Raw genomic sequence first — 17427 nt, forward strand, 5'->3', positions numbered from 1 at the left:
CGCGGCCGCGGCGAGGCGACGGAGGTCTTCCAGCTTGGCAAAGTCGCGACGTCAGCATCGCCCCCTATGGACGTTCACCGCGCCCAAGCGGGCTGAGTAACATGCCACTTCCATGCCGCTGATCGGCGGCTTGAAGAAGCCGACGGCTTTGGGAATGACTGGAGCCGGGTCACCTAGCGCCGTAGCTGATTTCAATTGGAACGGCAGGAACGGTGCAAAGTCGCTGTTCCGGGCAACGTCCGCTTACGAGCCGCCAAATCGGCCTAGCAAGGGCCCGTTTGGGGTCAAGACTGGTGGTTCTGGTGAACGTCGGCTTCCGGGAAGGAAATTCGGTCAGGAAGGGCCGCTTCGGGTCAACTCACGACGATAGTCCGCCGACCCAAAGCGGAAGTTCGCTTCCGCCCAGTCGAACTCACGCCCATGACCCATCGGTGACCTTCATTGTCCGCATTGTGAACGGCAGCAATGCTGACCCAATGCGGACACAACTCGCAGACACCGGGGAAGCGAAACTAAGGATAGCCAATGTGCTTAAGCAGCGAACGCCCAACTAGTGGCTTTTGAGCAGGTCGCCATGCCGTCGAATGCCTGTCAAGTGACGACCTGGATTTCCGTCTTCACGGAATTGGCAATGAAGCACTGTTCATGCGCCGAGTGGTGAAGTTCCGCTTCTGTTGCGGCGGTTGGCGTTTCACCGGCGTAGACAATGGTCGGATTGAGGTCAATGCGGCTGACTACCAATCGTCCGTCCACCTTCTCCATCATCCCGACCGCCTTGTCGGTATAGCTCTCCACGACGATCCCCTGGGGCGCCGCGATCGAGAGAAAGGTCAACATGTGGCAGCTGGAAATCGCCGCGATGTAAGCCTCCTCCGGGTCGACGTTGGCTTCCACTGAATAAGGAAGCGGAACGATATGTGGCGAAGCGGATGCCGGCACCACTTGGCCTCCGTCGAAGCGCCAGATGTGCGCGCGGCTGTAGCGCTTGTCGGTGAATACCGCTCCTTCTCGCTCCCAGTGCACTTCGACGGTCATTTTCATGATTGATCCTTTGTCGGAACGGAAAGAAGTCTTGCAGTCGTCTGGGTCAGATGGCAGCGAAGATGCTGCGCCGCAGCGTCGAAATCGCGCCTCGCACAAGCGGCAACGATCGCCGCGTGTTCCTCGAAGAAATCAATTCGCTCCTGGGCGCCACGCCCTTGGTGAAGGGTTGACCGCCGGGATTCTCGTCGAAGGTCTTCGACGGTCTCAAGTAATCGAGTATTCGTGCAACCGCTGTACAGGGCGAGGTGAAATTGCTGGTCGAGCTCCAGAATCCGCGACGGATCGTACTCCGCGAACAGCTCGTCGTTGAGCCTCTCAGCCTTACGCAAGGCGGAAGGCTGAAGCTCCGGCAACGACTGCTCCAAGGCAGCGACCTCCAAAATGGCCCGAAGTTCGCAAAGTTCGGTCGCCTCCCGCTCCGAGAGGATCGCGACTGCCAGGCTTCGATCGGGTCGCCGCACGACCAAGCCACTTCCGAGCAAACGGTCCAGGGCCTGTCTGACTGGCTGGCGGCTCACTCCGAAACGCTCGGCGATCGATTCCTGCTTGAGAACCGAACCTGGTGCCAATTCACCTGACTCAATCTCGTCTTGCAGCTCGCTAAAAATCGATTTTGGATCCATGGATCCAAACAGTATGATATTTCGGAATTGGTCAAGCTCTAATCAGCTTCAACCGTTTTCCTGGAACACGCTTTTCGCTCAAGCGCAGGAACAAAGTAATGAGCTGCTTTGCGCCCATCTCGGCCATCACACGACTACAAGCGGCCCGGCACGACGACGCTCTTCGCTGCCCTCAACGTGCTGGACGGCACGGTCATCGCGCAGAACATGCAGCGCCACCGCCATCAGGAGTTCATCCGCTTCCTCAACCGCATCGAGCGCGAGGTGCCGGCGGACAAGGCAATCCATGTGATCCTCGACAATTACGCCGCGCACAAAAAAGACAAGGTCCGCGCCTGGCTCGACCGCCACCGGAGCCGGACCTTCCATTTCACCCCAACATCCTGCTCCTGGCTCAACGCCGTCGAGGGCTTCTTCGCCAAACTCACCCGGCGCAGGCTCAAGCACGGCGTCTTCCATTCCATTGTCGATCTTCAGGCCGCCATCAACCGCTTCATCCGCGAATACAATGCCGAGAACCCGCGACCATTCATCTGGAAGCCAACCCCGATGACATCATCGCCGCCCGAAACCGCGGGTTCCAAACGTTGGAATCAATCCACTAGGTCGTGAGGCACGTACCTTCGAAAGGATGAATTCGGCTCTCAAAGGACGAACTTACAATGCCCATCGGCGGCCTCTAAGCTCACTTTGACGCGCTCTGCCCAAAAACGGGTCTCCTTGCTGAGATCGCAATGCCCGACGCAAGAGGTCACTTCTTGAAGGCTATCAAATGAGTGATTTCGACTTACGAAGGCCCAACGCCCTAAGCTTCTTCCGGCTATTCTTTGCGTCGCTTGTTATTATATCCCACTCGCCGGAACTTATAGATGGGAACTCGAATCGTGAGGTGCTGAAGAACATCTTCGGTACGTTGACCTCCGGCCAAGTGGCTGTTTATGGGTTCTTCTTCATCAGTGGCTTCCTCGTGCTCGACAGCGCCATGCGAAGCAGTATCTACGCCTTCATGTCCAGACGTGTACTTCGTATAGTTCCGGGATTTGTTGTGGCATACTTGATCAGCATTAGCCTGGTATTTTGGCTGGGAGGTGGTGACTTTGATGAACTATCTCCGAGCCAGTGGGCGGCTAAGCTTTCCAAAATGGCGCTCTTGCTGAACCCGGCGCAGGTAGGATCGGCGTTTGCCGGGTCCCATGCACCAGATGTTAATGGATCACTATGGACTATTGCATACGAGTTTCGCTGTTATGTGCTTGTGGCAATCGTGGTATTCTGTCTCGGTCGCGCCACGCTTGTCTTTTCGATCATGTCAGTGTCACTGGCAATAATCCTCGTTAGTTCCATTTCGCAAGGTGTCTACTTTCGCTACGATCTTGGAAACTTTGAGCCCATCGGTAACGTGGACGATGCCGTACGTTTTACGATGATATTTTCCATTGGGGCGTTGTTTCAGCTGCTCAAGGAGTATGTGAGGAGGAGCAATCGGGTAGCGCTTTTGTGCTGTATCCTTCTCATAGGCGGGATGTGCTCGGAACGGCTAGCGCCCCTCGCAGTGGGCGTGTTTGGAGGTTATCTGCTCCTGTATTTGGCGTTTCTAAACGAGAACAGCGTCTTAAATTCGATTAACCGAAGGAATGATATATCGTACGGCGTGTATCTCTACGCATGGCCGATTCAGAAGCTACTGATCATGTATGTTCCGGCAATCACGCCTATGCAGCTGACGATCTTGACCTTGCCTATAGCAGTCTGCGCGGGCTTTCTCAGCTGGCATCTTGTTGAGAAACGCGCGATCCATATGCGGCTGGCGATCCTCCGCACTGCATAGTTCGGCTGTCGTTGGGCCGGTGCCCATGTTTGAAGACGACCTCGGTCGAAGCCGACGGCTCCGCCCGTCGGATAGACGCGGTTTCGCTCGCCGGACCGCCAGCACATGCTCGACGTGCCAGTTCCCATTGGCGTAGGAGGCGGGCAGAATGGTTACCATAGTCCATCGATGCCATAAACGACGCGATCGCCCGGGCCTTGCGCTGAAGCCCTCGCGCCTGGCGTCGTCGAGTTCATAGATCACCTGTGGGCGGTGCGCACTTAGGACCGACCGCTTCGGCGAACACACAGATGGTGTCGACCTGTTGGGCCGAGCGCTCTGCTCCATCGCGGCAGCGCTTTGCGGCACCGGTTCAAATGCATAGACGCGTCCTGCCGCCCCCACGCGGCGCGGCGCAATCGATGTCGTAGACATACGTCACCTGCGTTCAGGTTCGATGCAAGTGGCTGCTGGACCGGCGGCTCGTAGGCGCCCCGCGCAAAATCTGGGTCGCCGCTCGCGTTACGATCCTGAGGCCACCCGCCTCGCCACCAGCAATGCGTTGCGATTTGAAGAACAGATTGCGGAGCGTTACAGCCAGGTTCACTCGGCCTCCTTCACTACGCCCTTTGGGCTGGCACCTGACGGCCGTTAGGGAAGAGAACGGAGGGCCTGACGGGCCCATGCCAATCCGACATGGGTTGGTCCGTAGACCGATACGCTCACCGGGTTGAGCGCTACGCTGAGGGTCGCCGCATAAGCATCACATCGGCCTACAAGCTGCGAGGCACTTGGCGATCGCCGCCCACCGCTAAGGCTCAATGGCTCACGATCTTTGTTGAAGCATGGATCCGCTTGCCTGGGCGCAGTTTCTGATAGACGGACTTGAGCCGTTCTGCGCGCGCCTCCCACGAATACAGCTCGACGGCACGCTTGCGCCCTTCGCTTCCCATTTCGCTTGCCCGGACCGTATCCTCCAGCATCGTGAGCAATGCCTGGGCGAGCTCGCCAGGAGCATCGACTTCGACCAGCATCCCGGTGCTGCCAGCTAGAATGGATTCACACATCCCGCCCACGCGCGTTCCCACCACCGGTATCCCGCAGGCCATGCCCTCCACGACCGATATTCCGAAGCTCTCGCTGAGTGACGGATTCACCACAATGTCGGCCTCATGGTACGTCGCTACGAGGTCCTTGTGGGGCACGTTGCCCACGAAGTGAACTCGATCACGTAACCCGTGGCTCTCGATGAGTTCCTCTAAGTGTTCCCGATATTTGCAATTGCCCCAGCGATCATAGAAACGGCTCAACGCGGTAACCCGCGGATCCGACGAGAGGCTGGTCAGGAAGTCCACCGGAAGCGGAGAATGCGGCCCTGCGATCCGAAGTTCCACGTCCGCGAACCTGGCCGCAACCTCACTGAAGGCCTCGATCAGTGTGTGAAGCCCCTTCTCTGGCGACACCCGCCCAACGAACAGGATGACACGTGGGGTTCTGATGGATGCGGAAGCCGGCTGCTCGCTCGGCCGAAAGTAAGAAACGTCCACGCCATTACCGACAGTGGCAACGACGCCAGGATAGTCCGGGAATGCAGAACGAAAGGTCCCTGCGATGTGGTCGCTGACGGCGACCACCGCATCCACCACCTTGAGCTGAAGAGCCACCTGATCGCGGTCACGCTGTGACAGCCACTCACACTGCATCTCAAGCACGAGCCGATGAGATGAGCTGGCTGCCTTCAGTTCCCGGCACCATGCCCAGTAATTCATCAAATGGACGATATCTGGTTGATCGACGGCGAGGTAGCGACGGACCTTGTTACGATATTGCGAGTGGTCATCGGCCTTCCGATCCAGCCGCAGCCAGCGCGCCATGCGCGGAAACTGGTGGATGATCCGCTGCAGCGCGCGGTCACGCCGCGCCGCAGCCCGCCGCACCGCGAACGGCAGGTCCGCGGGCACCGTGTCGTCTCGATAATGCTTGCCATAGAGCGTAATCTGCAGGCCTTCGCCAAGCCGCAGCGCCGTATTGTAGACGATCAGACCGATTGAGTTTTGAACAGGCGGAAAAAGTCTATCGTACGGCTGACCGACGTATACGAGCTTCATGTCACTCCCCACCGTCAGCTCGTTCAGGCGACTCTTCTAATAAGTGCAGGGCGTTCTTCCGGTCGGGAGAGGTGGTCGGCGAGGCGGCGAATGCCCTCTTCGAGCGGCACCAGGGGACGGTTCAATATAGCCTTCATCTTGTTCGTATCAGGACAGCGGCGCGTCATGTCGCCCTCCGCAAGGGGCGGTCGGAATTCCAACTTCGATGACGAGCCCAGCACTTCGATGACAAACTCGGCCAGCTGTCGAATGCTCATTTCCACGTCGCTGCCCACGTTGATCACTTCGTTCTCGTGCGCGCGCGTTCGATGAACCGCGATGCAAGCGTCAACCGTGTCGTCGACGTAGCAGAAGGTGCGGGTCTGCGAACCGTCCCCGTAAATCGTCAGGGGCTCGCCGCGCTGGGCGGCACGCACAAATCGCGGCAGAACGAAATCCTCGCTCTGACGTGGTCCGTAGGTGTTGAAGAAGCGAAAAATGGTAAATGGCAGTCCAAACTCACGCTGAAAAGTGCGCAGATAGACCTCTCCAAGATTCTTCACCACTGCATACGGCAGACGAGAGTTAAGCGGCGTGGTGCTCTCGTTTTGAGGAATCTCGAAAGGCTCGCCATATACCTCCGATGACGAAGCGAAGTAGACACGCTCGGCGCCGGTGTTCTTGCATAGCCTCAGCACGTTCTCGATACCGGTGATGTCGCGCAGCACGAGCAACGGATTTGCCAAAGTCCGCTGCACACCGACCACGGCTGCGAAGTGGAAGACGTGGGTGAAATGGAAGCGGTAGAACAATGATGAGATGTCGTCGAAATCGTTCGCATCCGCCTTTACAACGGTCAGATTGCCCGCGTCTATTTGTACCTTGTCTCGACTTCCGGTCGACAGGTTGTCAGCGACGACCACCTGGGTCTGAGGTAGCTTGACCAACGCGCGAGTGAGGGCACTGCCGATATTGCCCGCTCCACCAGTTACCAGGATCGATTGCGTCATATTCCCCACCTCGACCGAACAGTTAATCGACTGACGCAGTGTGCGTCCCTTCGCCAAACGCGGCATCTTCGATCTCGCGAGCGAAGGTGGCTCCCAGATCCTTTAGGATGTCGCTTGAAAGTTAAATGTGGCAGCGCAAGGTTTATTTGACAACGTGGCTTGGGGTAAGCATTTCGGCTGTTCTCCCAATGGTGCAATCCATGCTATTTTCAGCTCTGGGGTTGGCTAAGCGCATACATTTTGCTGATTGCTGTGGACTGCTTCCCCGCGGTAATTGAGGCGATCCTTTATTGTCGACATTGAAGCGAAAGTTGCCAGCATCTCATGCAGACTGCTCCAGACCTTCAGGAACTGATTAACCGCATCCGAACGCGGGACTACACCGTTGGCATCATGGGCCTCGGCTACGTTGGTTTACCGCTCGCCATGATCTCGCTGGACGCGGGGTTCAAAGTCATCGGTTTCGACATCGACGCGTCTCGGGTTGCACTTCTTAACCGCGGAGAAACAGGCATAGATCATTTGCCTGGTGCTGCCATCAAAGTGGCTGTCGACAGCAAGCGGTTTCGCGCCACCAGCGATTTCGCCGACCTAAGCGAACCCGACGCGATCTTGATAGCGGTGCCAACGCCGCTTACCAAAAACCGGGAGCCGAACCTGTCGTTCGTCGAAAACAGCGCACGTGCGATCGCGGAGCGGCTGCGCCCTGGTCAACTTGTCGTTCTGGAGTCGACGACCTGGCCAGGAACGACGCGAGAGGTCGTGCAGCCGCTGCTCGAGGCGACGAAGCTTTCTCTAGGAAAGGACTTTTTTCTCGCCTATTCGCCCGAACGGGTAGACCCAGGCAACGACGTACACACCACCGCCACAGTTGCAAAGGTGATAGGCGCCGACGACCCATCGTCCCTACAGGTTGCCAAGGAACTGTACGACCAGATCATCGTTCAAACCGTTCCCGTGGCCTCCACCGCCACGGCAGAGGCTGTGAAGCTGACCGAGAACATATTTCGCTCTGTGAACATTGCGTTGGTCAATGAGCTAAAGGTGATTTTTGACAGGATGGGCATCGACGTCTGGGAGGTGATCGAAGCCGCCAAGACCAAGCCGTTCGGATATATGGCGTTTTATCCAGGCCCCGGCCTCGGCGGGCACTGCATCCCGATCGACCCATTCTACCTGACCTGGAAGGCAAGAGAGTACGAAATAACAACACGCTTCATTGAGCTTGCCGGTGAAATCAACACGAACATGCCGCATTATGTGGTTGACCGCCTTGTGGAGGCCTTGGACCGGCGAGCCAGCCGCGGCCTGAGCGGTTCGCGGATCTTGGTGATCGGGATGTCCTACAAGAAAAACGTGGGTGACACACGAGAAAGCCCATCGTTGAAGCTGATCGACATCATGGAGCGACGCGGGGCAGTCGTTGATTACCACGACCCCTACGTACCGGAGATACCCGGAACAAGAGAGTACGCCACCCTGGCAGGTCGCCCCTCTGTGGATATCTGCGCTAGCAGTTTGGCATCGTATGATGCCGTTGTCATCTCGACAGATCATGATGCGATTGATTGGCAGAACATCACCAAGCACGCAAAGCTGGTGCTCGATACCAGAAATGCTTGTGCGCGTAGTCAGTCACGCACCGACAACGTCGTAAAGGCATGAGCGGCCCGACTTGCGCACTGGTTTGGTCAACCTGCTATCGACAACGTCGAATGGTTTAACACGTCGAGCGGTTGAATTCATTCAGCGCATCGCATTTTCCCGGACTTGAGCGTCGAGGCATGAGCGCCGGCGCAGCCGTGTAAACAGGTGGTGCCGGACGAGGTCGCTACGGTTCATGCGGCGGCGGCGGCGATGCCCTCCCCGTCAGCGGGCCTTTTGGTCGCCATCAGCATCCTTGCCGACCGCGTCATTCCGCCAGACATGGATCGCTTCGAATGCGTCCCATGCGATCGACACGATGTCGAGATCCCCGTCACCGTCGAGGTCGACCGTCCTTGCTCCCAGATGGCTTTCCATCCCTTCGCCGACCAGCTGCTCGATGAACCGTCCTCCACCCAGATTATGCCAGCTCGAGAGGCGAAGTGCGCCGCGATGCTCGCCCATGATAAGATCCGGCCTGCCGTCCCCAGTCATATCGGACACTGAAAGGCTATTAAGGGAACCACGCGAGGTGATTTCGTGTTGCTCCCAGTCGGAGGAGCTGTCGCCGGGGTTGTGCCACCAATACGCCTTGGCGCTGTCGGCTTTGCCATTTTCCTCGGTCACGACGATGTCCGCACGTCCATCGCCATCAAGATCGGCGGCCGCCACGCGGTCGGGATAGACCATTTCAGGAACTTTTCCAACATGCCGAAGCTCCCAGTCTGGCGAGCCGTCACCTGGATTGCGCCACCATGCGGCCGTCTTTGCATCGCCGGTCGTGGCGACAAGGTCAAGTAGACCGTCGCCATCGATATCGGCGAATGCGATCCCTTCATCAGACGCTTCGGCGCAGATGCGGGTGCGCGGCCATGGCTCGACTGTTGGATCGTCAGGAATCTCAAAATAGAAAACCCCACCGCCACTCGAGACCGCCAGCTCCGGCTTCCCACCTTTTACGACCTGGGCTAGCGCGTGGCCCTGAGAGCCGAGCTCATGACTGGCGGCGGGAACCTCTCCGATCCCGTGCTCTTCAAAGCGGTGCGCTTCAATGTCCTCGGCATGGAGCCACACCAGGTGCAGCGCCCTGCCTCCGCCGCGCTGTGCTATGACCTCCCCGCGCCCATCACCATCGAGATCCAGGGCTGCGACCGCGTCCACACCCTCGGCAAGCGGGGTCCGTTCCCATTCTGTGTTCCAGGCTTCGGACGGCTGACGGTACCAGAACGGACCCGAGATGATGTCAGTGAGATCATCACCATCCATGGCGGAAAAAGCGATCCCAAAGGAGCGGACGTGCCCGTTCGTGATGCGATGATAGGTCCAGCGGTCGAGGTGGACCGATGCAGGCGGATCCAGCCGATTGATCCACACTCTGACAGGCGGGTTGCCCACCCAGTTCGCCCCATAGATGTCAAAATCGCCGTCCCTGTCGACATCGGCGACGACGCCGTTGTGGAGACCCACATCGTCGATCACTTGACGGGCCCAGCGCGTTCCTTGCCCGTCGACATTGTAATGGATCGCGAGTTTGCGCTCCTCGGTCGTATGCATCTGCCCGACCACGACATCGTTGTCCCCGTCTCCGTCCATGTCGGCTGCCTGCAGCGTATGGGCGCCCGCGACAGAAGGCTGAATGACATGGCGGATCCAGCGCCCCGTCGGTCCGGCGAGGGGCTGGAACCAGGCGACGTCGTCAGTGTGCTCGGAACTCGAAGTCAGAATGTCGGCGCGGCCGTCCTGGTCAAGGTCGGTGACGAGCGCCTTGAATGCAGGATTGAACGGACCAAGCTCGTAGCTGCGCCATAATGCTGGATCGCGTGCTGCTGCTGCGCCTGGATTCGACGCCCATACTCCGTGCAGGACGAGATCGACATCAGCATCGCCGTCAATATCACCGATTGCCATTCCCTCTTCGCCAAAGTTGAAGAAGAACAAGCCCACGCGGGTCCAGGAGCTGGGGCTTTCTTGGAAGAAAATCATCACTTCGCCAGGCGCCCGAACGACGATATCAACGAGGCCGTCCCCGTCAAAATCAGCCGCCTTGATGTCTTTGCCCCAGCTGCCGACTGCACCAATTTCCCGACGCTTCCAGCTGGGACCGTGGGTCGGGTTACCATTCGGCCGCGGGTTCTCGAACCAGACGAGATTGACAGCATCGGGCCCATCGGCCGTGACGATGTCGGGATCACCGTCCCCATCGATGTCGGCAAGCACGCCGTCGGTGGTGAACTCGACGCGGGGCCTCGCGATTATGGTGTGGACCAGATCGGGCCACCGCCACCAAGACATCGCATCCTCGGGGAAGCCGCCAAGAACGAAATCTAGTCGATTATCGCCGTCTATATCGCCAACAAGCTTTACGTCTCCTGAATAGGGGGCAATCTCTTTGCGTTCAAAAACAAGACCCGACTCCAGAATTTCTTCGGGAGGTCCCTGTCCCTGAGCGGCGTCGCAACTTGCGAGGGTGTACCCGATCATGAGGACCGCGATCAGGCGGCCAAACATGCTAAATGTTGATTTCGTAGCGTGTGAACATTTCGTAGTCGGCCAGCAACCGCCCGACGAAATCTCCCCCCGACAAGTCCGACAGCGTCCGCCATTCATCTTGGTTCTCCAGGCGCTGCATCTGCGACGCATGCGCCGCCAGCGCTTCACGCTTTACGCCGATAACATCGCCAACATAGGCGAGGCTATTGAGCGTGGACGGCGCCCGCAGCCCTGCCGCCGTCTTGATCGTTTGCCGCAAAGTAACACGCCACATATTCGGCAAATCGCCCCACAGACTTGTCCATGGCCAATGGTACCAATACCAGACTGGATACTCGAATACCGTGACAGGGCGACCATAGGCACGAAGCGCCGCGCGAACTGCTGCATTGACGGCGACATGATCGGAAGTCGGATCCTTTGCATGGTTCACGAAAACGCTCTGCGGCCGCCATGAGTTGAGCATCGACACGACCGCATCTGTTATCTCATGAACGTGATGATTGGCCGCCCCGTCTGGAAGGCGTAAGAATGTAACACTTTCGGATGATGCGCCCAGACGATGAACTGCTTCTATGGCTTCGGCCTCGCGTGTCGCCCGCAAGGTTTCAGGATGCATAAGGTGGCGATGAGACGCGGCGCCATCGGTGACGAAAACAAAACGGACCTGGGCGCCCGAGGCAATCTTTTTGGCCGCAACGCCACCGCAACCCAGCGTCTCGTCATCCGGATGCGGCGCAACAATGACAGCCGACGCTGACCAGTCGCCTATCTCAAACGGCCTAAGTCGCAGTCGCAATTGACTATCAAGCATGGTGCTGAAGGTCCGCCTAAAGGTCCACATCGGTGCGCTTCCATCATCCGTTCGCTCGCGTCGTTGAACGCCGATCGCCCATGGTAACAGAACTCACGGGCGTTCGAGACCCGTGTTTGCTGGTGGGGAAGGCTTTATGAACGTGGGTATCCTCGCGGGGGGATTGGGGACACGGCCGGCCGAGGAAACAGAGAGCCGCCCAAGCCGATGGTCGAGATCGGTCCGATGCCGATCCTGTGGCACATCATGATGCACTACCACCGCTACGGCCATCGCGACTTTGCCATCGCTCTCGGATACAAGGGCGAGTACATCAAGCGCCGGTTCAGCGATTACATTCCCTTGAACGACAGCTTGACGGTCCACGCCGCAACCCAGGGATGTGAAACGCCACGCTGCGTGACTGGCGTGCGCTGAAAGAAAGGGTCGAGCAGGGATATAGCCTGGAAAGGTCATCGCCGAGCGGACCGAGACAGCTGCTAAGTCCGCTTCTTGATCGCCCGCGCGGGTGGGCGTGTGGAACGCGGGATGGTCAATCGGTAACCAGGCTGCACCAAACAGACATACGCCGTTTGGGGACGTTTACGTTCCCACGCTCCGGCGTAAGGTTTGGCACGATGCACTCGAACGAATTCCAATCCCGGCAACGCGCCCGCCGCGATGACATCAGGATATGAGCCGTAACACCGCCTAATTTGATTGCGCTAAAAAGAGGATCTCCAGAGGAGCTGCCTATGACCAATAAGAACTGGATGCAGCCACCCTTCCTCTCCAACCACAGTATCCTCAGCCATGGGTGCTTGTGGGTGGTGGAATAGAATGACGAGCAAGCACGCTAAACGCTGTCCGTGTCCCGCGACGGCTCTGCGTTCGCGAGGTTCCAGCTCGACAAACGATAGCTGGAGAGAGGTCGACGGCTCTCCTTTTTATTCACGTAGACCAGGCCAGATCGCTAGCGGCGCAGCCGTGAGACGAAGACGGAAAGCCTTGGCTGCGCGATCGAAAGTCGCAGGCCTGTCTGCCAACGGGCAAAGAGACGTGCGATGACATCGATCGGCGCGAAGATTGTCAGCGGCGCAGCCTGGGCAGCAGTCGAAACATGGGGTCGGCAAGCAGCCATGTTTGCCGTTTTTGTCGTATTGGCCAGGCATCTCGGACCTGAAGCATTCGGCCTCGCCGCCCTCTCCATGGTTGTACCCGTCATTCTTGCTGTTCCGGTCACGATCGGAATACCGGAGGCACTCATCCAGCATCCTAAAATCGAGTCCTCACACTTTGACTCGGCCTTCTGGCTTCTCACCGCGACCGGCGCGGTGATTAGCGGGCTCATCTGGACGTCTGCCGGTTTGATTGCTGCAGCGTTCGGACAGCCCATTCTCGAAGATCTCATCCGCTGGAGCAGCGTGGTCGTCGTAATTCAGGCCCTCTCGTCGGTACCTGCGGCTGTGTTGAAGCGCCAACTCGAGTTCCGCTTGTTCGCGTTGCGTACACTTGCCGGCACCGTCGTCGGCGGCACACTCGGCATCGTCTTGGCAATAGCCGGTTTCGGCGTATGGAGCATGATTTGGATGCACCTTGCAAAAGCGGCTGTGGAAACCGCTGTCCTTCTCCTTGGCAGTTCTTGGCGGCCCGGTCTGACCTTCTCCTATGCAAAGGTTCGTGACCTGTTAGGATTTGGCGGCCCGCTTATCGTCCAGACTTTTTGGAGTTTTTTGAACGAGGAAATTCCAAAGGTCCTACTCGGTACGTTCCTCGGCCCCTATGCGGTCGGAGTCTATGCTCTCGCCCGTCGTCCGCTCGACCTTCTGGTGCAAGTATTCCTCAGTCCGCTGATGGCTGTCACAATGCCCACCGTGGCACGGATTCAAGATCAACCCGAAAAGATCGACCGTTTCTTCAACACGACCGTCCGCATGGCCGGGATAGCGGGATTTCCTGCATTCGTCGGATTTGCCGCGATCGCACCGATCGCGGTCCCCTTTATCTTCGGCCCGCAATGGGCCAGCGGGGTCGTCGCTGTTCAGATTCTCATGCTGCTGGGCCTGCAACGCACGATTGACAGCCTCTGTGCGTTTACGATCCTTGCAATGGGTCACTCCACGTTGATCCTGAAGTTGAACATAGCTTACTCTGTTGTCGCAACGATGCTGTTGTCCGTCACTGCGCAGATCAGCCTCGAGATGACAATGGTGGCGCTCGTAGCCTGCAGCCTGGTCCTCCTACCCATCTTCCTCTTCTACGCTCAGCGCATCGCGCGTATCGACGTGCTGAGACCCCTTGAGATCTTCCCACGACTGGCTCTCGCCGCCCTCCTGATGTTCGGCGCCATCAGCGCGTGGCTACGCAGCGCGCCTGAGCACGCCGCCCAGGAGACACTCCTTATTGGCGCAATTGTCCTTGGAGCCTCTGTCTATGGAACGGCTCTCTTCATGCTGGTGCGCTCTGACCTGTTCAATGCGCGAGACTTGTTCCTCAGGCTTCGCGGCTAGTTTGGTGTCGGGCGCGGCCTGTAGATGCGGGATTTCGAGGTACCGATACTGCCCTCCATCCTCTTTGATGCATCTTGGGCCCGCTTTGGCCAGAGCACGGAATGCCTGCGACTTCGCTGGGCGGCCTAGTGTGCCGGGAAAGGGCAACGGGAAATGGGAGAAGACCTTGGGCATCCCGCGCTGCTGCAGCAAGGGTTTGCGAGATCGAACCGCTTTCCCAAACCGCAACCGCGTCTATGCGTGAGACAAGGTTCGCGACAGCGTTTTGAGACGGCTCAGCTCAGTAAATGGCCCCCCTCCACCCCAGGCGGTCCTACGGCTCCGGTGCCAAGCACTGGAGCTATAGAACTGCTCCTGGGCTATTCGAAGGAATAGGTGAATCCTCCTTCGGAGGCTCCGACAGTCACTTTCGTCATCTTTTCGCCCTCGAGCGACCGGTTCAGCACGCCGCGGCTCAATTCCGGCAGAAGCGTGTTTGTCAAAATGGCGTCGATCATTCGGCCGCCGGATTCGATCTCGGTGCAGCGGGCCTTGACCAGATCCATGACACCGTCACCGATCACCAACTCGGCATCGTTGCTTAAGCGCAGCCGGCGGGCGATCTTGGCGAACTGATGGCGGGTGATCGCTTCGATCATCATGTCCGAGAGCGGGTAGTAAGGGATGGTCACCACCCGGCCGAGAAAGGCCGCTGGGAAAACCTTCAGCAGCGGGGCGCGCAATGCGGTGTCGAGATCGTCGAGCCCCGCCCGCACCGTGCCGCTGCTGGTCCGGTCCATGATGACTTCGGAGCCAACGTTCGAGGTGAGCAGGATCAGCGTGTTTTTGAAGTCGATCCGCCGGCCTTCACTGTCGTCCATCATCCCCTTGTCGAAGACCTGGAAGAAGATTTCATGCACGTCCGGGTGCGCCTTCTCGACCTCGTCAAGCAGGATCACCGAATAGGGCTTGCGCCGGACCGCCTCGGTCAGGATGCCGCCCTTGCCGTAGCCGACATATCCGGGTGGCGCGCCCTTCAAGGTAGAGACCGTGTGCGCCTCCTGGAACTCGGACATATTGATCGAAATGAGGTTCTGCTCGCCGCCGTAGAGCGTCTCGGCCAGGGCCAGCGCGGTTTCGGTCTTGCCGACGCCCGAGGGACCGCAGAGCAGAAAAACCCCCACTGGTTTTTCGGGCGCGCCGAGCCCGGCCCGGCTGGTCTGCACGCGCTTGGCAATCATTTCCATGGCGTGATCCTGACCGACCACGCGTTCGGACAGAGTGGCGGCGAGCCGCAGCGCCTTTTCGGTCTGGCTCGACAGCATCCGGCCAGTCGGGATGCCGGTCCAGTCCTGCACCACGGCAGCCACGGCGTTGCGGTCGACCGACGGCAGGATCAGCGGCGTCTCGCCCTGCGCTTCTGCGAGTTCGGCCATCAGTTCCCGCAGCCGCGCGAGATCGGCAGCCGGATCGGGTGGAGAAGGATCGGCAGTGGCCGTTGCATCCGCATCGGTTTCGGGCGCTTTGATCTCAGATATCTCGGCGCCTGCGGTTTCGGCGACCGCCTCCGGAGGCTTCACGGCATCGAGCGGCACACCCTCGCCGCGCAGCCTGGCGCGCAATTCGAGTATTTCGCCAACCAGCGCCTTTTCCCGATCCCAACGTTGCTGCGCGGCAGCAAGCGTGAGTTCGGTCTCGGCAAGCCCGGTTTCGACCCGAGCCTGCCGGTCGGCCACGCCGATGCCGATCGCTGCCTCACGGCCGATGATGGCGCGCTCGACCTCCAGCGCTTGGCGGCGGCGCATAATGTCCTCCACCTCGGCAGGAGTGGCATGCTGCGAAATGGCGACACGGGCGCAGGCGGTGTCGAGAAGGCTCACGGCCTTATCGGGCAGTTGCCGCGCCGGGATGTAGCGGTGGGACAGGCTGACCGCCGCCTCGATCGCCTCATCGAGTATCTGCACCTTGTGATGCTGCTCGAGGACACCGGCGACACCGCGCAGCATCAGAACGGCCACCGCTTCCGACGGCTCATCTATCTTGACGACCTGGAAGCGACGGGTAAGTGCCGGGTCCTTCTCGATGTGCTGCTTGTATTCGGCCCAGGTCGTTGCTGCGATCGTGCGAAGCTCACCGCGCGCCAGCGCCGGCTTCAGCAGATTGGCCGCATCACCGGTTCCTGCCGCGCCGCCGGCGCCGATCAAGGTGTGCGCTTCGTCGATGAAGAGGATGACCGGCGTTTCTGAGGATTGCACCTCGTCAATGACCGCCTTCAGCCGTTTTTCGAATTCGCCCTTTACGCTTGCGCCCGCCTGCATCAGGCCGACATCGAGCATACGCACGCTGACGCCCTGCAGCGTCGGCGGCACGTCGCCCTCAGCAATGCGCAAGGCAAAGCCCTCGACGACCGCGGTTTTGCCGACCCCGGCCTCGCCGGTCAGGATCGGGTTGTTTTGCCGGCGTCGCATCAGGATATCGACGATCTGCCTGATCTCAGGATCGCGCCCGACGACCGGATCGATCTTGCCGTCGAGGGCGCGCTGGGTCAGGTCAGTTGCATACTTCGCCAGCGCCGAATCCCCGCCCGCAGCCCGCCGCGGTGTTTCGGAGGCGGGAACCGCAGTCGAGGCGCCAGCTTCGAGTGAACCCTCCATGACATCTGCGAACCGCGCAATGACGGCCTGTGCATCGATCTTGTCGAATTCGCCGCTTATCTTTGACAGCAGCCCTTCCAGCACCGGCGTCTTCAGGCAGGCGAGCAGAATATGCGCACTGCGGACTTCCTCGACGCTGAATTCCAGCCCCGCCAGGCTCCAGGCTTCCTGGATGGAGTGAAAGATGTGATCGGAAAATTCCTCGATTGAAGTGGCGCCGTAAGGCAGCTTGTCGACTGCGTGGGTCATATCGGCCGTGAGCCGGCTCGCATCCACCCCGGCGTCTGCCAGTATTTGTTGCACATCCGAGCGCTCGGAAAGCACCAGTTGTTCGACGAAGTGGACGAGCTCGACATAGGGATTGCCGCGCAGTTTGGCGGTGTCGGCCGCAGCCTTGAAGGCGCGCAAACAGACAGGATTGAGTTTGGCGACCAGTTCCTTGCGTTTAAAGCTCTGCGACGACCGGCGCTGTTCCATCGAACTTGCCCCTCCAATCTGCCAGCCAACAAACTGCCACATAAGCAGCGACTTGACAAAGAGCGTTTATGAGCGGGCGTCCGGGTGTTCGATTCAATCGACTTCTTCCGTCCCGGCAGAAGCCGGCGACATCGGCTACAGCAGCCATGGAACGCCTCGCCTGTTCGCGATGCCTTCACATAAAAGGTTCGACAATCGCACCAGCGATTTCGAGCTCAGGCACCGGCTTGCAAGCTTCCATTAAGATTGAGCAACAACTAAATTGTGGTAAAGTGTCGCGGTGTGGTAACGTCGGGTCAGGCACGGCCC

At 59.1% G+C, this 17427-nt stretch carries 11 protein-coding genes and 1 pseudogene; 5 read left to right on the forward strand and 7 right to left on the reverse strand.

All coding sequences use genetic code 11. From position 1 onward, the window contains the following. Positions 1–591: 591 nt before the first annotated feature. Entirely contained in the window at positions 592–1041 is a 450-nt protein-coding gene (locus AC0L3I_RS05750) for an OsmC family protein (protein ID WP_473485094.1), read from the reverse strand. Then, entirely contained in the window at positions 1038–1667 is a 630-nt protein-coding gene (locus tag AC0L3I_RS05755) for a GntR family transcriptional regulator (protein WP_473485093.1), read from the reverse strand. The genes AC0L3I_RS05750 and AC0L3I_RS05755 overlap by 4 nt, the downstream gene beginning before the upstream one ends. A 126-nt stretch (positions 1668–1793) precedes the next feature. On the opposite strand from AC0L3I_RS05755, the pseudogene AC0L3I_RS05760 reads away from it, so the two are divergent. Both AC0L3I_RS05760 and AC0L3I_RS05765 read left to right on the forward strand, forming a co-directional pair. Then, positions 1794–2272: pseudogene (locus tag AC0L3I_RS05760) on the forward strand (IS630 family transposase); the annotation flags it as partial. Positions 2273–2439: 167 nt separating this feature from the next. After that, a complete protein-coding gene (locus AC0L3I_RS05765; protein WP_473485092.1) occupies positions 2440–3495 on the forward strand; it encodes an acyltransferase family protein in 1056 nt (351 codons plus the stop codon). A 797-nt stretch (positions 3496–4292) separates the two neighbouring features. Here AC0L3I_RS05765 and AC0L3I_RS05770 read toward each other — a convergent pair. Continuing rightward, entirely contained in the window at positions 4293–5582 is a 1290-nt protein-coding gene (locus AC0L3I_RS05770; RefSeq protein ID WP_473526251.1) for a glycosyltransferase family 4 protein, read from the reverse strand. Positions 5583–5605: 23 nt separating this feature from the next. Beyond that, on the reverse strand, positions 5606–6571 hold the full coding sequence (locus AC0L3I_RS05775) for an NAD-dependent epimerase/dehydratase family protein (RefSeq protein ID WP_473526252.1): 966 nt from the start codon (positions 6569–6571) through the stop codon (positions 5606–5608). 324 nt (positions 6572–6895) lie between these two features. Here AC0L3I_RS05775 and AC0L3I_RS05780 point away from each other — a divergent pair, with 324 nt between their 5' ends. Then, positions 6896–8236: a nucleotide sugar dehydrogenase gene (locus AC0L3I_RS05780; RefSeq protein WP_473526253.1), complete on the forward strand. Its 1341-nt coding sequence runs from the start codon at positions 6896–6898 to the stop codon at positions 8234–8236. Between the two features lie 204 nt (positions 8237–8440). Here the strand turns inward: AC0L3I_RS05780 and AC0L3I_RS05785 are convergent, their stop codons facing one another. Both AC0L3I_RS05785 and AC0L3I_RS05790 read right to left on the reverse strand, forming a co-directional pair. Then, complete coding sequence (locus AC0L3I_RS05785; RefSeq protein ID WP_473526254.1) at positions 8441–10723, reverse strand: FG-GAP repeat domain-containing protein; 2283 nt, start codon at positions 10721–10723, stop codon at positions 8441–8443. 1 nt (position 10724) lies between these two features. Then, a complete protein-coding gene (locus AC0L3I_RS05790; protein WP_473526255.1) occupies positions 10725–11549 on the reverse strand; it encodes a PIG-L deacetylase family protein in 825 nt (274 codons plus the stop codon). A gap of 177 nt (positions 11550–11726) precedes the next feature. Here AC0L3I_RS05790 and AC0L3I_RS05795 point away from each other — a divergent pair, with 177 nt between their 5' ends. Both AC0L3I_RS05795 and AC0L3I_RS05800 read left to right on the forward strand, forming a co-directional pair. Then, the gene (locus AC0L3I_RS05795; protein WP_473526256.1) at positions 11727–11936 is read left to right on the forward strand and encodes a hypothetical protein; all 210 of its coding nucleotides are present in this window, start codon (positions 11727–11729) and stop codon (positions 11934–11936) included. A 626-nt stretch (positions 11937–12562) separates the two neighbouring features. Then, positions 12563–14008 carry a lipopolysaccharide biosynthesis protein gene (locus tag AC0L3I_RS05800; RefSeq protein ID WP_473526257.1) on the forward strand — a complete coding sequence of 482 codons (1446 nt, stop codon included), beginning with the start codon at positions 12563–12565 and terminating at the stop codon, positions 14006–14008. 359 nt (positions 14009–14367) lie between these two features. Here the strand turns inward: AC0L3I_RS05800 and tssH are convergent, their stop codons facing one another. Continuing rightward, positions 14368–17118: a type VI secretion system ATPase TssH gene (tssH, locus tag AC0L3I_RS05805; RefSeq protein ID WP_473526258.1), complete on the reverse strand. Its 2751-nt coding sequence runs from the start codon at positions 17116–17118 to the stop codon at positions 14368–14370. Between the last annotated feature and the right edge of the window lie 309 nt (positions 17119–17427).

This window comes from Mesorhizobium sp. WSM4840 (assembly GCF_055811755.1).

Excerpts from the sequence above, each read along its gene's own strand:
- AC0L3I_RS05770 (WP_473526251.1), bottom strand. The coding sequence starts at position 5,582 with ATGAAGCTCGTATACGTCGGTCAGCCGTACGATAGACTTTTTCCGCCT.
- AC0L3I_RS05775 (WP_473526252.1), bottom strand. The coding sequence starts at position 6,571 with ATGACGCAATCGATCCTGGTAACTGGTGGAGCGGGCAATATCGGCAGT.
- AC0L3I_RS05750 (WP_473485094.1), bottom strand. The coding sequence starts at position 1,041 with ATGAAAATGACCGTCGAAGTGCACTGGGAGCGAGAAGGAGCGGTATTC.
- AC0L3I_RS05800 (WP_473526257.1), top strand. The coding sequence starts at position 12,563 with ATGACATCGATCGGCGCGAAGATTGTCAGCGGCGCAGCCTGGGCAGCA.
- tssH (WP_473526258.1), bottom strand. The coding sequence starts at position 17,118 with ATGGAACAGCGCCGGTCGTCGCAGAGCTTTAAACGCAAGGAACTGGTC.
- AC0L3I_RS05755 (WP_473485093.1), bottom strand. The coding sequence starts at position 1,667 with ATGGATCCAAAATCGATTTTTAGCGAGCTGCAAGACGAGATTGAGTCA.
- AC0L3I_RS05785 (WP_473526254.1), bottom strand. The coding sequence starts at position 10,723 with ATGTTTGGCCGCCTGATCGCGGTCCTCATGATCGGGTACACCCTCGCA.
- AC0L3I_RS05795 (WP_473526256.1), top strand. The coding sequence starts at position 11,727 with ATGGTCGAGATCGGTCCGATGCCGATCCTGTGGCACATCATGATGCAC.
- AC0L3I_RS05780 (WP_473526253.1), top strand. The coding sequence starts at position 6,896 with ATGCAGACTGCTCCAGACCTTCAGGAACTGATTAACCGCATCCGAACG.
- AC0L3I_RS05790 (WP_473526255.1), bottom strand. The coding sequence starts at position 11,549 with ATGTGGACCTTTAGGCGGACCTTCAGCACCATGCTTGATAGTCAATTG.
- AC0L3I_RS05765 (WP_473485092.1), top strand. The coding sequence starts at position 2,440 with ATGAGTGATTTCGACTTACGAAGGCCCAACGCCCTAAGCTTCTTCCGG.